Here is a 14,052-nt window from a genome sequence, read left to right as displayed (position 1 = left end):
GTGGGGGATCAGAGTTCGTAGTCGACGACCACGGGGGCGTGGTCGGACCATCGCTGGTCGTACGCAGCGGCCCGGTCGACGGTGTACGAGGTCACCGTCGCGGCGAGTTCGGGCGTCGCGACCTGGTAGTCGATGCGCCAGCCGGAGTCGTTGTCGAAGGCCTGCCCGCGCCAGGACCACCACGTGTACGGCCCGTCGACCTCACCGGCCTGGGCACGGCCGACGTCGACCCAACCGAGGCCGGGTGCGGTGCTGCCGTCGGCACCCTCGACCGGTTCGCCGTCGGCGCCGAAGAACCGGCTGAAGTAGGCGCGCTCGCGCGGCAGGAAGCCGGCGCGCTTGACGTTGCCCTTCCAGTTCTTGATGTCCCGCTGGTCGTGGCCGACGTTGAGGTCACCGACGACGACGGCGAGCGGGTTGTGCTCGCGGAGCGCGGGCAGCCGCGCGGTCATGGCGTCGAGGAACTTCCACTTCTCGTCCTGCTTCGGGGTGTCGACCTCGCCCGAGTGCACGTAGGTGGAGACGACCGTGACCGTCCGTCCGCCGATCTCGTAGTCGGCCTCGAGCCAGCGGCCGGCGGAGTCGAAGTCCTCGGCCCCGAGCTCGACCCGGTGCAGATGCGCCCGGTGCCGCGAGGCGATGGCGACACCGGCGCGGCCCTTCGCCGACGCGGGGTCGTGCACGACGTCCCACTCGTCGCCGAGGAGGCCGGTCAGGTCCTCGGTCGAGGCGCGGACCTCCTGCAGGGCGAGCACGTCGACGTCGCGCTCGGCGAGCCAGTCGCCCATCCCCTTCCGGAACGCGGCACGGATGCCGTTGACGTTGACGGTCGCGAGGCGCAGGCGTGTCATGCACCAACCCTACCGGCGCGCCCCGACGCCCCGGACGTGCCCACGAGGGGGCGACCGGACGACGGACGGGAGGCCCGTCACCGGCTGGTGACGGGCCTCCCGTCGGGACGGCGACCGAGTGGTCGCGCGGACTCAGGACGCGCGTCAGGCCGCGTCGTGGTCCGTCTGCAGGAAGTCGACCAGGCTGTCCGCGGTGGTCTCGGCGTCGTCGCCGGACACGGTCAGCGCGACCTCGTCGCCGTTCTCGACCCCGAGGCCGAGGAGGCCGAGGATGCTGCCGGCGTTCGCCGACTTCTCACCCTTGGTGATGGTGACCTGGTGGCCGGACGCGGTGACGGTCTGGACGAACAGCGACGCGGGTCGTGCGTGCAGGCCGGACGCGCTGGCGACGGTGACGGTGCGGGTGGCTTCGGACATCGATGGGCTCCTGTCGATGGGTGGTGCGCTCATGGTAGCGAGCGCCTGGCGGGTGGTTCCCGGGGTTGGTGGGGCGCGGACGGGCCGGCGTGGTCGACGTCCCGTGGTCAGTCGCGCCCGGGCCAGAAGACCTCGGTGCCGGCGGCCTCGACCTCGCGAACCAGGTCCAGGTTGACGCCGGGGTCGGTGATGATCGTGTCGATCGCGGCGAGAGGGGCCACGCGGCCGAACTCCTCGCGACCGAACTTGGTGTGGTCGGCGAGCAGGATGCTCCGGCGGGCCGACTTGATCATGGCGGACTTCACGGCGGCCTCGGCCATGTTGTGCGTCGTCAGCCCGCGCTCCGGGGTGATCCCGTTGATGCTGACGAAGGCGACGTCGACGCTGACCATGCCGATGAGCTGGTGCGTCCACGTGCCGACGCCGGCGAGCGAATCGCTCCGGATGTTGCCGCCGAGCAGGTGCAGGTCGATGCCCGGTCGGTTGGCGACGGCCATCGCCACCGGCAGCGAGTGCGTGACGACGGTGAGACCGCGGTCGGTGGGCAGCATCTCGGCCAGGCAGATCGTGGACGTGCCGGCGTCGATCATCACGGAGCCGTTCTCCGGCAGCTCGGCGAGTGCCGCCTCGGCGATCACCATCTTCTCGGTCTGGTTGATGCCACCGCGGTCGCCGACGCCCGGGTGCAGGGTGATCCGCTCGACGGGGATCGCACCGCCGTGGGCGCGACGGACGAGCCCGCGGCGCTCGAGGCTCGTCAGGTCGCGGCGGATGGTCTCCGGTGTGACGGCGAGCAGTTCGGCGAGGTCCTTGACGTCGACCCGGCCGTGGGCGCGCGCCTGTTCGACGATGCGCTGGTGGCGTTCTGGTGCGTACATCGGGCCTCATCTGGTCGAGCGGGTCGCTCGGGTCGGTCAGCGTGTCCGGTCGGGGGCGGTCATGTGGAGCGGAACGGACATGCTCGGGCACGATCCGACCGGGAGGCCCGGGGCGCTCCTGGACGGCAAACGCAAACGGGCATCTGTTTCTGCATTTTTATCCCCGGATGTGTTTGTTTGTCAACGCGACGCGATGTATGGTGCTGCAGAGCCGTCCGGTCGCACCACGCACCGGACGCAGCACCGCCCCCGAACCACCCACCGCAGCTGCGCGTGAGATGAAGGAGTCTCCCCATGTCCGATCTGCTCGGAACCGGCGTCGGCCGCGGCGTTGCCCACGGCCCGGTGCTCCGGATGGCGGATCCTCTGGGAACCCCTTCGACCGCCCCGCTCGAGGGTTCGGCCGACGACGCCAAGCAGGCCGTGCACACGGCGCTCGCCGCGGTGGCGGAGGACCTCAACAAGCGCGGACAGCTCGCCGGCGGCGACGCCCAGGCCGTGCTCGAGGCCCAGGCGCTGATGGCCCAGGACCCGACCCTCCTCGACGACGTGCACATCCGCATCGACGGCGGCACCAACGCCGAGCGCGCAGTGCACGAGGCGTTCGCGCAGTTCCGTGACCTGCTCGTCGGCATGGGGGGCTACATGGGGGAGCGCGCGGCTGACCTCGACGACGTCGCCCAGCGCATCGTCGCGAAGCTCCGCGGTGTCCCCGCGCCGGGCGTGCCCGAGTCGGAGACCCCCTTCGTGCTCGTCGCCCGCGACCTCGCCCCGGCGGACACCGCCCTGCTCGACCTCGACAAGGTCCTGGCCCTCGTCACCCGTGACGGCGGCCCGACCTCGCACACCGCGATCCTCGCCCGGGCCAAGGGCATCACCGCGATCGTCGGCGTCACCGGTGCCGACGACCTGGTCGAGGGCCAGCACGTGGTCGTCGACGCCGGCGCCGGCACCGTGGTGACCGAGCCGTCCGACGAGCTCGTCGCCGACGTCGAGCAACGTATTGCCGAGCGCCGCGCCGCCGCTGCCACACCCCTGACCGCCGGCGCCCTCGCCGACGGTCACGTCGTCCCGCTGCTGGCGAACCTCGGCAGCCCGGCCGACGCGCAGGCCGCCGTCGACCTCGGCGCCGAGGGTGTCGGCCTGTTCCGCACCGAGTTCCTGTTCCTCGACTCGCCCACCGCCCCGACCGTCGCCTCGCAGCAGGCGTCGTACGAGCAGCTGCTCGCAGCGTTCCCCGGCAAGAAGGTCGTCGTCCGGGCGCTCGACGCCGGCGCCGACAAGCCGCTGCCCTTCCTCACCGACAAGGACGAGGAGAACCCGGCGCTCGGCCGCCGTGGGCTCCGGGCGCTCCGGAACCACCCGCAGGTGCTCCGCGACCAGCTGACCGCCCTCGCGCAGGCCGACGCCGCGACCGAGGCCGACCTCTGGGTGATGGCCCCGATGGTCGCCGACGCCGAGGAGACCGAGTACTTCGTCGACCTCGCTCGCGAGCTCGGCATCCGCACCGCCGGCGTGATGGCCGAGGTGCCCTCCCTGGCGCTGATGGCCGAGCAGGTGTTCCAGTCCGCCGACTTCGTCTCGATCGGCACGAACGACCTGACCCAGTACACGATGGCGGCCGACCGGATGCTCGGCACCGTCGCGCACTACCAGGACCCGTGGCACCCCGCCGTCCTGCGCCTCGTCGCCCAACTCGGCACGGCCGGAGCGGACGCGGGCAAGGCGGTCGGCATCTGCGGCGAGGCCGCGGCCGACCCGCTGCTCGCCGTCGTCCTCGTCGGCCTCGGCGCCACCACGCTCTCCATGACCCCCGCGGCCCTCGCCGACGTGCGCGCCGAACTCGGCAAGCACACCCTCGACGAAGCCCGCGGGATGGCCCAGGCAGCACTCGCCGCGAGCACGGCAGCGGCCGCCAAGTCCGCTGCCTCCGCAGCGCACGCCGTCTGAGCCCGCACCCCGCCCCATCCCACAGCACCACACCCGATCCCTGCAGCAGCACCACACACAGAGAGTCAACGCACATGACAACGTCGTCCGTTGCAGCGCCAGACACCCGCGACAAGTCGCGGGGTGGCGCTCGCGTCGCCGTCCAGAAGTTCGGCACGTTCCTGTCCGGCATGGTGATGCCCAACATCGCGATCTTCATCGCGTGGGGCCTCATCACCGCCTTCTTCATCGAGACCGGCTGGACGCCCGTGGGCGTCCTCGGCGGTTTCGGTGAGACGAACGGCGTGGCCAACATCGGCCTCGTCGGCCCGATCCTGACTTACCTCATCCCGCTCGCGATCGCCTTCCAGGGTGGCCGGATGGTCTACGAGACCCGCGGCGCGGTCGTCGGTTCCGTGATGGCCATGGGGGTCATCATCGGCGCCAACGGCACGATCATGATCCTCGGCGCGATGATCTGCGGTCCGCTCGGTGCGTACCTCATCAAGCAGATCGACAAGATCTGGGACGGCAAGATCAAGCCCGGCTTCGAGATGCTCGTCAACAACTACGCGGCCGGCATCCTCGGCTTCGTGCTCGCGCTGATCGGCTTCTTCTGGCTGGCCCCGCTGTTCAAGCTCATCGCCGAGGGCCTCGGCGCCGCGGTGAAGTTCCTCGTCGACAGCTCGCTGCTGCCGCTCGCCAGCGTCATCATCGAGCCGGCGAAGGTCTTCTTCCTCAACAACGCGATCAACCACGGCGTGCTCGACCAGCTCGGTGCGCAGCAGGTGCAGGAGTCCGGCAAGTCCATCCTGTTCCTCCTCGAGGCGAACCCCGGCCCCGGTCTCGGCATCCTGCTCGCCTTCACCTTCTTCGGTGTCGGCATCGCTCGCTCGACCGCTCCCGGCGCGATCCTCATCCAGTTCTTCGGTGGCATCCACGAGATCTACTTCCCGTACGTGCTGCAGAAGCCGATCCTCTTCGTCGCCGTCATCCTCGGCGGTGCGACCGGTGTCGCCACGAACGTCGCCTTCCAGTCCGGCCTCGTCGCCCCGGCGTCGCCCGGTTCGATCATCGCGGTCCTGACCGCGACGGCGAAGGACAGCTACGTCGGTGTCATCCTGTCCGTCGTCCTGTCGGCTGCCGTGTCCTTCGCGGTCGCGTCGTTCTTCCTGATCGCCAGCCGCAAGCGTGACCTGGCCTCCGGCAACGGCGGCGACATGAGCGCCGCGATGGCGAAGCTCCAGCAGAACAAGGGCCGCGACGTCAACGCCGCGACCTCGGGCCTGCTCGGCACCAACTCCCCGGCCAACGAGGAAGAGGCCGAGGCCTCCCTCGGGGGCGTCGGTTCCGCCAGCACCGCCACGGCGACGCGCGTCGAGAACGTCGTCTTCGCCTGCGACGCCGGCATGGGCTCGAGCGCCATGGGTGCGAGTGTCCTGCGGAACAAGATCAAGAAGGCTGGTATCGAGGGTGTCACGGTCGTCAACAAGGCGATCGCGAACCTCTCGGGTGACGAGGACCTCATCATCACCCAGGAGGAGCTCACGGACCGCGCGAAGCAGAAGAACCCGAACGCACAGCACGTGTCGGTCGGCAACTTCATGAACGCGCCGCAGTACGACCAGGTCGTCGACCAGCTCAAGAACCAGTAAGACAAGAGCACGATGGGGGAGGGGACGGGCGACCGTCCCCTCTTCCGCCGTCCACCACGAACAAGGAGAACCGTATGCCCGTCCTGCAGGAGAGCCAGATCCGCATCCACACCGAGGACGCTGCGCCGACCAAGTCGGAGGCGATGAAGGAGGCGGCTGCGATCCTCCAGGAGGTCGGCGCGGTCACCGCGGACTACTACCCCGCCATGCTCGAGCGCGAGAAGAGCGTCTCGACGTACATGGGCAACTACCTGGCGATCCCGCACGGCACGAACGACGCGAAGGACGCCATCAAGGCCTCTGCGCTGTCGTTCGTCCGCTACGCCACCCCGATCGACTGGGACGGCAACGACGTCCGCTTCGTCGTCGGCATCGCGGGCGTGAACAACGAGCACCTCGACATCCTCAGCAAGATCGCGATCGTGTTCTCGGACGAGGACCAGGTGCAGGCACTGACCGAGGCCCCCGACGCGGCCGCCGTCCTCGCGATCCTCGGTGAGGTCAACGAGTGAGCACCGCCGTCCACTTCGGTGCGGGCAACATCGGCCGCGGTTTCGTCGGTCTGCTGCTCCACCAGGCCGGGTACGAAGTCGTCTTCGCCGACGTCGCCGCTCCGCTGATCGACGCCCTGGCCGCTGCCGACTCGTACACCGTGCACGAGGTCGGCGCGGGCGCCCAGGACCACGTCGTCACCGGGTTCCGCGCCGTGAACAGCGCACAGGACGAGGCCGGTGTCGTCGCCGAGATCGCGACCGCCGACATCGTCACCTGCGCCGTCGGCCCGACGGTCCTGAAGTTCATCGCCCCCGTCATCGCGAGGGGGCTGCAGCAGCGCTCCGTCGACGCCGCGCCGCTCGCCGTGATGGCATGCGAGAACGCGATCAACGCCACCGACCGTCTCCGCGAGTTCATCGTCGACGCGCTGCCGGAGGACGAGCGGGCGGAGGCCCTGGCGAAGGCCGTCTTCGCGAACACCGCCGTGGACCGCATCGTCCCGGCACAGGCTCCGGGCGGCGGGCTCGACGTCACCGTCGAGACCTACTTCGAATGGGCCATCGACCGCACGCCCTTCCACGGTGCCGAGCCGGAGCTGCCGGGCGCGCACTACGTCGACGGCCTCGCCGCGTCGATCGAGCGCAAGCTCTTCACGGTGAACACCGGGCACGCCACCGTCGCCTACCACGGGTTCCTCGCCGGTGCGGACCGGATCTCCGACGCCGTCGCGATGCCCGCGGTCCGTTCGGCGCTCGAGGCCGTGCTCGCCGAGACGAGCGACCTGCTCGTCCGTCGACACGAGCTCGACCCCGAGGTGCACCGGGCCTACGTGGAGGCCATCATCGGCCGCTTCGAGAACCCGCACCTGCCGGACACGGTCACCCGCGTCGGCCGCCAGCCGCTGCGCAAGCTCTCCCGCGACGAGCGGTTCGTGTCGCCGGCCGCCGCCCTCGCCGAGAACGGCACCGAGCCGACCGCGCTCCTCGACGCGATGGGTGCCGCACTCCGGTTCGACGTCGCGGACGACGAGCAGAGCGTCGAGTTGCAGGCGCTGCTGCACTCGGACCGATCGGACGCCGACATCGCCTCCGAGATCACCGGCCTCGGTGGCGAGCACCCGCTGCACGCCTCGTTCACGGGCCGGGTCGGCGCCGCCCGCGCCTGACGGGCGTCATCTGACCCGACGGGAGGCCCGGTACCAGCTGGTACCGGGCCTCCCGTCGCGTCTCGGTGCGGGTCTACCGAACGCTCGACGACGCCGTCACGTCCGCGAGTACCGTCGCGGACATGACGAAGCAGTGGGTGGCACCGCGTCCGGGCGGCAGTGACGTGTTCGAACTGGTCGACGTCGAGGTGCCGGCCCCGGGCCCCGGCGAGGTGACCGTCCGCGTCCGGGCCGCCGGGATGAACCCCGCCGACGCGAAGCACACGCAGCGGGGCGACCCGTCCGACTTCCCCGTGCCGATCGGGTACGAGGTCGCCGGCGTCGTCAGCGCCGTCGGACCCGACACGACGATCGCGTCCGGCCCGGTCACCGTCGGGGACGAGGTCCTGGCATTTCGGGTCCGCGGTGGCTGGACCGAGGAGCTCACGCTGCCCGCAGCGGACGTGTTCGCCAAGCCGCCGTCGCTCGGGTTCCCGGAGGCCGCGAACCTGCTGCTCGCGGGCACGACGGCGGCGGACCTCATCCGCGTCACGGGCGTGCGGCCGGGCGACACGGTGCTCGTGCACGGCGCCTCCGGGGCGGTCGGGGTCAGCCTGCTCCAGCAGCTCCGCGCGGTCGGCGCGCGTGCGATCGGCACCGCCTCCGAGGCGAACGCCGACACCGTCCGCGGACACGGCGGTACGTGGGTCGCGTACGGGGACGGACTGGAGGCCCGCGTCCGCGAACTCGCCGCCTCCGGTGTCGACGTGGCCCTGGACTGCGTCGGGTCGGACGAAGCCGTCGACGTCTCGTTGTCCCTGGTGGCGGACCGGAGTCGCATCGCGACCATCGCCGCCTTCGGGCGTGCGGAGGCGGCCGGCATCACCGCGATCGGCGGAGCGCAGCCCGACAGCGCCGCGTTCCGGGACTCGGTGCGGGCGCGCCTCATCGACCTGGCCGGGCGCGGCGAGCTCGTCGTGCCGGTCGCCCGGACCTACCCACTCACCGAGGCACGGGCAGCCCTCGAGCTGCTCGAGTCGGGGCACCCGGGCGGGAAGCTGGCGCTGCTGCCCTGACCCCTGGCCCTGAGCGGTGTCGACGCGGGCAGGTGCTGTGCGGGTGTCGTGGACTTGTGCCGTCGCGGCGCTGCTGTCCTGACGGAGCCGGGGCTGGCACACTGGGTCCAGCGCGCGGGGTCAGTGTGCGGGGGAGCAGGACGGCGGGACACGGGTCCCGGCGGTCGGCACCACCGTCCGGATCGCCGCGGGTACACCGACCCCGCACCCCGGAAGGAACCGCCGTGAGCGACCAGTACCCCCAGGACCCGTACGCCAAGCGTCCGGGTGACGAGCCCGACCCGTCGCAGGGGTCGCCGTACGGGCAGCAGCCCTCCGGGTCTCCCTACGGGCAGCAGCCGACGCAGCAGCCGCCGTACGGCCAGCAGCCCTCCGGGCAGCCGACGCAGCAGCCGCCGTACGGCCAGCAGGCCCCGTACGCGCAGCCCGGGCAGTACGGGCAGCAGTCGCCGTACGGGCAGCCCGGGCAGCCGGGTCAGTCTGGCCAGTACGGTCAGCAGCCGGGGCAGTTCGCCCAGCCGCAGTCGTACGGGCAGCAGCCGGTGGCGCAGGGCGAACCCCCGCTCTGGGCGCCCTGGTACGGCATCCCGTTCCCGAAGGCGTTCACGCGCTTCTGGAAGAAGTACGTGCGCTTCGACGGTCGTGCCAGCCGCAGCGAGTTCTGGTTCTGGGCGCTCTGGTGGGCAATCGGCAACATCGTCACGAACCTGATCGACACCGTCATCGGCGGCAGCGACTCGAACGTGGTCGGCGGACTCTGGGCGCTCGCGACCCTCGTCGGGTTCATCGCGCTCACCGTGCGCCGCCTGCACGACGTGAACTTCTCGGGCCTGCTGGCGCTGCTGTTCATCATCCCGCCGATCGGTGTGCTCTTCGCCATCGTGATCGGCTGCATCCCGTCCGTCCGTGAGGGTGCCCGCTTCGACCAGCCGAACCGCGGCTGATCGACGTCTCACGGCGGCCCTGCCAGGTGGTTGGGCCGCCGTCGTGACCCGTGGGGCTGCCCCTCGGTCGGGGGTCGTCACGTTCCCCCCGGTGTGGACCGTTCCTGGTTGACTCAGAGCCGAGCACCACTCGACACCAGGGGAGACACCGTGAGCGACAACCCGGAGCAGCCGTACGGCAAGCCGGACGACCAGCAGCCGTACGGGCAGCAGGACCCCTACGGACAGCAGCAGCAGGGACAGCAGTACGGCCAGCAGGGCCAGCAGCAGTACGGCCAGCAGCAGCAGTACGGCCAGCAGGGCCAGTACGGCCAGCAGCCGCAGGGCTACGGTCAGGGCGTCCAGACCGGGCCGAACGGTGAGCCGCCGCTGTGGGCCCCGTGGTACGGCATCTCGTTCCCGAACGCGGTCAAGCGGTTCTTCAAGAAGTACGTCCGGTTCGACGGTCGCGCCAGCCGGAGCGAGTTCTGGTGGTGGTCCCTCGCCAGCTTCATCGTGGTGGCCGTGCTGTACGCGCTGCTCGGCATCGGTGGCGCCATGTCGGACTTGCGGACTGACCCGACCACGGGAACGACCACCGGATCGTTCAGCGCGCTGTACTGGATCGCTACCGTGCTCCTGGTCGTCTTCGGCCTCGCGGTGGTCATCCCGAACCTCGCCATCACCTGGCGGCGTCTGCACGACGCGAACCTGGCCGGTCCGTTCTACTTCCTCGGGTTCATCCCGATCGTCGGCGGCATCATCGTGCTCGTGCTGACGGTCCTGCCCTCGAAGCCCGAGGGCCAGCGGTTCGACCGCCCCGAGCGCGGCTGACGCACCACGCCACGACGAAGCCCTCCTGCCCCGGTCGGGGAGGAGGGCTTCATCGCGGGACGAAACGGACTGACGACTCAGACCACGCGGACGCGGGCCAGCGATCCGTCGACGACCAGGTCGCGGACGGTCGAGGTCGGGTTCGCGATCTCGAACCGGAGCGCACCGCCCGGCTGGTCGAACCACGGCCGCACGAACCGGACGGTGACGAGGAACGGTCGCTCGACGACGTACCGGTGCACCTCGGGGGAGGCGGCCGTGTGCGGCGGCAGCGATCGTGCCGGCAGCGGCGTCTCGAGCGGGTGCAGGAGGTAGCCGTCCGGTCCGCCGATGCGGTCGACGGGGACGCCGGCGGGGATCTGGATGGTCAGACCGGCGTCACCGGTCGCGGCGACCTGCTGCGCCAGCTGCGGGTAGGTCGACGCCGACCCGTCCCGCATCTGGTCGAGGTCGCTGCGACGGATGTCGCGCGCGTCCGGGAACGGCCGGTTCAGGAAGCGACGGAGCATCTCGACCGCGTCGGCCTCGTTGCCGGCCGTGGCCAGGCGACGGGCGGTCCCGTAGTCGACGACCTCGAGCGCGAAGGAGCCGGCGTCGACCGGGACGATGCGCAGTGCACCCTCCACCGGCGGCTCGTGGAGCGTCTCGCCGGGGAGCTGCACGTACCGGACCGTGTAGCCGAGCTGATCCAGGATGGGGCGGGTGTCCGCGAACGTCATGAGCGGGAGCCTAGCGCGCCCGCCCATGACGTTCCTGTCGGCATCGGAGTGCTACGCCCGGCCGCGCATGACTGCCTGCTTGACCTCGGAGATCGCCTTCGTCACCTGGATACCGCGGGGGCAGGCGTCGGTGCAGTTGAAGGTCGTGCGGCAGCGCCAGACGCCTTCCTTGTCGTTGAGGATGTCCAGGCGCACGTCGGCCGCGTCGTCGCGGGAGTCGAAGATGAAGCGGTGCGCGTTGACGATCGCCGCGGGGCCGAAGTACTGGCCGTCGGTCCAGAACACCGGGCACGAGGACGTGCACGCGGCGCAGAGGATGCACTTGGTGGTGTCGTCGAAGCGGGCACGGTCGGCCACCGACTGGATGCGCTCCTTGCCCTTCTCCGGCGCCGACTTCGGCTGCAGGAACGGCTGCACCTCCCGGAACGACTTGAAGAAGGGCTCCATGTCGACGATGAGGTCCTTCTCGAGCGGCAGGCCCTTGATCGCCTCGACGTAGATCGGCTTCGAGATGTCGAGGTCCTTGATCAGCGTCTTGCACGCCAGGCGGTTGCGGCCGTTGATGCGCATCGCGTCGGAGCCGCACACGCCGTGGGCGCAGGAACGTCGGAAGGTCAGGGACCCGTCCTGCTCCCACTTGATCTTGTGCAGCGCGTCCAGGATGCGGTCGGTCGGCAGCATCATGACGTCGAAGTCCTGCCAGCGCGGCTCGTCGTCCACGTCCGGGTCGAACCGGCGGACGATCACCGTGACGGAGAACGATCCGGGAGGGGCGTCCTGCACGGTGTCGGTGCGGGGCGCGTCGGAGACCAGGGTGTCGGTCATCTCAGTACTTCCTCTCCATCGGCTGGTACCGGGTGATCACGACCGGCTTCCAGTCGAGCGTGATGTGGTCGTCGGCGAGGGACGAGTGCGGGTCGCCCGTCAGGTACGCCATGGTGTGCTGCATGTAGTTCTCGTCGTCGCGCTTCGGGTAGTCGTCACGCATGTGGCCGCCGCGGGACTCCTTGCGGTTCCGTGCCGAGTACACGACGACCTCGGCCAGGTCGAGCAGGAACCCGAGCTCGACCGCTTCGAGTAGGTCGGTGTTGAACCGCTTGCCCTTGTCCTGCACCGAGACCTGCATGAAGCGGTTCCGGAGCGTGTGGATCGTCTCCGTCACGCGGGCGAGGGACTCGTCAGTGCGGAAGACCTGCGCGTTCTTGTCCATCTCCTCCTGCAGCTCCTTGCGGAGCACGGAGACCCGTTCGGTCCCGGTGGAGGCCCGGAGCTGCTCGAGCATGCCGCGCACGTTCGCCGCGGGGTCCTCGGGCAACGGCAGGAACTCGGCCGTCTGCACGTACTCGGCGGCGTTGTTGCCCGAGCGCTTGCCGAACACGTTGATGTCGAGCAGTGAGTTCGTACCGAGACGGTTCGAGCCGTGCACCGAGACGCAGGCGCACTCGCCGGCGGCGTAGAGACCCGGGACGACGGTGTCGTTGTCCGAGAGGACCTCGGCCTTGACGTTGGTCGGGATGCCGCCCATGGCGTAGTGCGCGGTCGGCATCACCGGCACCGGCTCGACGACCGGGTCGACGCCCAGGTAGGTGCGGGCGAACTCGGTGATGTCGGGCAGCTTCGTCTCGAGGACCTCGGCGCCCAGGTGCGTGCAGTCGAGCAGCACGTAGTCCTTGTTCGGCCCGGCTCCACGCCCCTCGGCGACCTCCTGCACCATGCAGCGGGCGACGATGTCACGCGGCGCGAGGTCCTTGATGGTCGGGGCGTAGCGCTCCATGAACCGTTCACCCGAGGCGTTGCGGAGGATCGCGCCCTCACCACGGGCACCCTCGGTCAGCAGGATGCCGAGGCCCGCGAGCCCGGTCGGGTGGAACTGGAAGAACTCCATGTCCTCGAGCGGCAGCCCGGTGCGCCAGACGATGCCCACGCCGTCGCCGGTCAGGGTGTGCGCGTTCGAGGTGGTCTTGTACATCTTGCCGAAGCCACCGGTCGCGAAGACCATCGCCTTGGCGTGGAACACGTGCAGCTCGCCGGTCGAGAGCTCGAACGCGACGACGCCGGCCGGCTGCTTGCGGGTGACGCCGTCGTCGCCCACCACGTCGACCATGATGAGGTCGAGCGCGTAGAACTCGTTGAAGAAGTTGACGCCGAGCTTCACGCAGTTCTGGAACAGCGTCTGCAGGATCATGTGGCCGGTGCGGTCGGCCGCGTAGCAGGCACGGCGGACCGGGGCCTTGCCGTGGTCACGGGTGTGGCCACCGAACCGTCGCTGGTCGATCTTGCCCTCGGGCGTCCGGTTGAACGGCAGGCCCATGTTCTCGAGGTCGATGACCGCGTCGATGGCCTCCTTCGCCAGGATCTCGGCGGCGTCCTGGTCGACCAGGTAGTCGCCGCCCTTGATGGTGTCGAAGGTGTGCCACTCCCACGAGTCCTCTTCGACGTTCGCGAGGGCGGCCGCCATGCCGCCCTGCGCCGCTCCGGTGTGGGAGCGCGTCGGGTACAGCTTCGAGATGACGGCGGTGTTCGCCTTCGGCCCGGCTTCGATGGCGGCCCGCATGCCGGCGCCTCCTGCGCCGATGATGACGATGTCGAACTGGTGGTGGTGCACGGTGATGTCGGTCACAGGGGTCTTTCGATCAGGAGGTGGAGCGTGCGGGGCGTCGGCGGGTGCGGTACGACGTCTACTGCGCGGGGCAGAAGGACGGCAGGTCCGCAGCGGCAGCGCCGGCGGGGCACGGGTCGAACGTCCAGCACACGAGCGTGCCGAGGACGATGAGGAGGACACACGCGACGAGCACGGCGCCGAGCAGGGTCTTGCGGACCCCGGCCTTGCCGACGTAGTCGTTGATGATCGTGCGCATGCCGTTCGAGCCGTGGATCAGCGCGAGCCAGAGCATCAGCGTGTCCCAGATCCGCCAGAACGGGCTCGCCCACTTACCGGCGACGAAGGCGAAGTCGATCTGCTTGACGCCTTCGCCGGCGACCATGTTCACGAAGAGGTGGCCGAAGATGAGGACGACGAGCAGCACGCCCGACGCCCGCATGTAGATCCAGCCCCACTTCTCCCAGTTGGTGGTGCGGCGGGCGGCGTCGGCGCTGCGGGGCGGTGCGACGGTCTCGGTGGTCATGACGGC

General features: G+C 70.2%; 14 protein-coding genes. 7 read left to right on the top strand and 7 right to left on the bottom strand.

Features of this window, described 5'->3' with window-relative positions:
• Positions 1-8: 8 nt before the first annotated feature.
• From DEJ25_RS07880 to DEJ25_RS07870, 3 genes are all read right to left on the bottom strand, one after another.
• Positions 9-851, bottom strand: coding sequence for an exodeoxyribonuclease III (locus DEJ25_RS07880; RefSeq protein ID WP_111044347.1), 843 nt, complete (start codon positions 849-851; stop codon positions 9-11).
• 144 nt (positions 852-995) lie between these two features.
• Positions 996-1,268 carry an HPr family phosphocarrier protein gene (locus DEJ25_RS07875; RefSeq protein ID WP_110902694.1) on the bottom strand — a complete coding sequence of 91 codons (273 nt, stop codon included), beginning with the start codon at positions 1,266-1,268 and terminating at the stop codon, positions 996-998.
• A gap of 107 nt (positions 1,269-1,375) precedes the next feature.
• Complete coding sequence (locus DEJ25_RS07870) at positions 1,376-2,146, bottom strand: DeoR/GlpR family DNA-binding transcription regulator (protein ID WP_110902695.1); 771 nt, start codon at positions 2,144-2,146, stop codon at positions 1,376-1,378.
• Between the two features lie 294 nt (positions 2,147-2,440).
• Here DEJ25_RS07870 and ptsP point away from each other — a divergent pair, with 294 nt between their 5' ends.
• The 7 genes from ptsP (at position 2,441) to DEJ25_RS07835 (ending at position 10,202) form a co-directional block, all read left to right on the top strand.
• On the top strand, positions 2,441-4,096 hold the full coding sequence (gene ptsP, locus DEJ25_RS07865) for a phosphoenolpyruvate--protein phosphotransferase (RefSeq protein WP_111044346.1): 1,656 nt from the start codon (positions 2,441-2,443) through the stop codon (positions 4,094-4,096).
• 74 nt (positions 4,097-4,170) lie between these two features.
• Positions 4,171-5,730: a PTS mannitol transporter subunit IICB gene (locus DEJ25_RS07860; protein WP_181421476.1), complete on the top strand. Its 1,560-nt coding sequence runs from the start codon at positions 4,171-4,173 to the stop codon at positions 5,728-5,730.
• 74 nt (positions 5,731-5,804) lie between these two features.
• A complete protein-coding gene (locus tag DEJ25_RS07855) occupies positions 5,805-6,242 on the top strand; it encodes a PTS sugar transporter subunit IIA (protein ID WP_110902698.1) in 438 nt (145 codons plus the stop codon).
• Positions 6,239-7,390, top strand: a complete 1,152-nt coding sequence (locus DEJ25_RS07850; protein WP_110902699.1) for a mannitol-1-phosphate 5-dehydrogenase — start codon at positions 6,239-6,241, stop codon at positions 7,388-7,390. Before DEJ25_RS07855 ends, DEJ25_RS07850 begins: the two co-directional genes overlap by 4 nt.
• Before the next feature lie 122 nt (positions 7,391-7,512).
• Positions 7,513-8,445 (top strand): NADP-dependent oxidoreductase, encoded by a 933-nt coding sequence (locus DEJ25_RS07845; protein WP_110902769.1) that lies wholly within the window; start codon positions 7,513-7,515, stop codon positions 8,443-8,445.
• Positions 8,446-8,669: 224 nt separating this feature from the next.
• Positions 8,670-9,389: a DUF805 domain-containing protein gene (locus DEJ25_RS16990; RefSeq protein ID WP_258366447.1), complete on the top strand. Its 720-nt coding sequence runs from the start codon at positions 8,670-8,672 to the stop codon at positions 9,387-9,389.
• Between the two features lie 150 nt (positions 9,390-9,539).
• Positions 9,540-10,202, top strand: coding sequence for a DUF805 domain-containing protein (locus DEJ25_RS07835; protein ID WP_111044345.1), 663 nt, complete (start codon positions 9,540-9,542; stop codon positions 10,200-10,202).
• A 77-nt stretch (positions 10,203-10,279) separates the two neighbouring features.
• Here the strand turns inward: DEJ25_RS07835 and DEJ25_RS07830 are convergent, their stop codons facing one another.
• Genes DEJ25_RS07830 through sdhD form a run of 4 tightly spaced genes read right to left on the bottom strand, consistent with a single transcriptional unit; the run spans position 10,280 to position 14,046 of the window.
• Positions 10,280-10,921, bottom strand: a complete 642-nt coding sequence (locus tag DEJ25_RS07830; protein ID WP_181427376.1) for a TNT domain-containing protein — start codon at positions 10,919-10,921, stop codon at positions 10,280-10,282.
• A 51-nt stretch (positions 10,922-10,972) separates the two neighbouring features.
• On the bottom strand, positions 10,973-11,746 hold the full coding sequence (locus tag DEJ25_RS07825) for a succinate dehydrogenase iron-sulfur subunit (protein WP_110902701.1): 774 nt from the start codon (positions 11,744-11,746) through the stop codon (positions 10,973-10,975).
• 1 nt (position 11,747) lies between these two features.
• A complete protein-coding gene (gene sdhA / locus DEJ25_RS07820; protein ID WP_111044343.1) occupies positions 11,748-13,541 on the bottom strand; it encodes a succinate dehydrogenase flavoprotein subunit in 1,794 nt (597 codons plus the stop codon).
• A gap of 58 nt (positions 13,542-13,599) precedes the next feature.
• The gene (gene sdhD / locus DEJ25_RS07815; RefSeq protein ID WP_111044342.1) at positions 13,600-14,046 is read right to left on the bottom strand and encodes a succinate dehydrogenase, hydrophobic membrane anchor protein; all 447 of its coding nucleotides are present in this window, start codon (positions 14,044-14,046) and stop codon (positions 13,600-13,602) included.
• Positions 14,047-14,052: the final 6 nt, after the last annotated feature.

The sequence above is a fragment of the Curtobacterium sp. MCPF17_011 genome (assembly GCF_003234145.1).
Classification (GTDB): domain Bacteria; phylum Actinomycetota; class Actinomycetes; order Actinomycetales; family Microbacteriaceae; genus Curtobacterium.
Note: the sequence above shows the minus strand (reverse complement) of the source record. Positions and strands in the feature narration are given on the sequence as shown.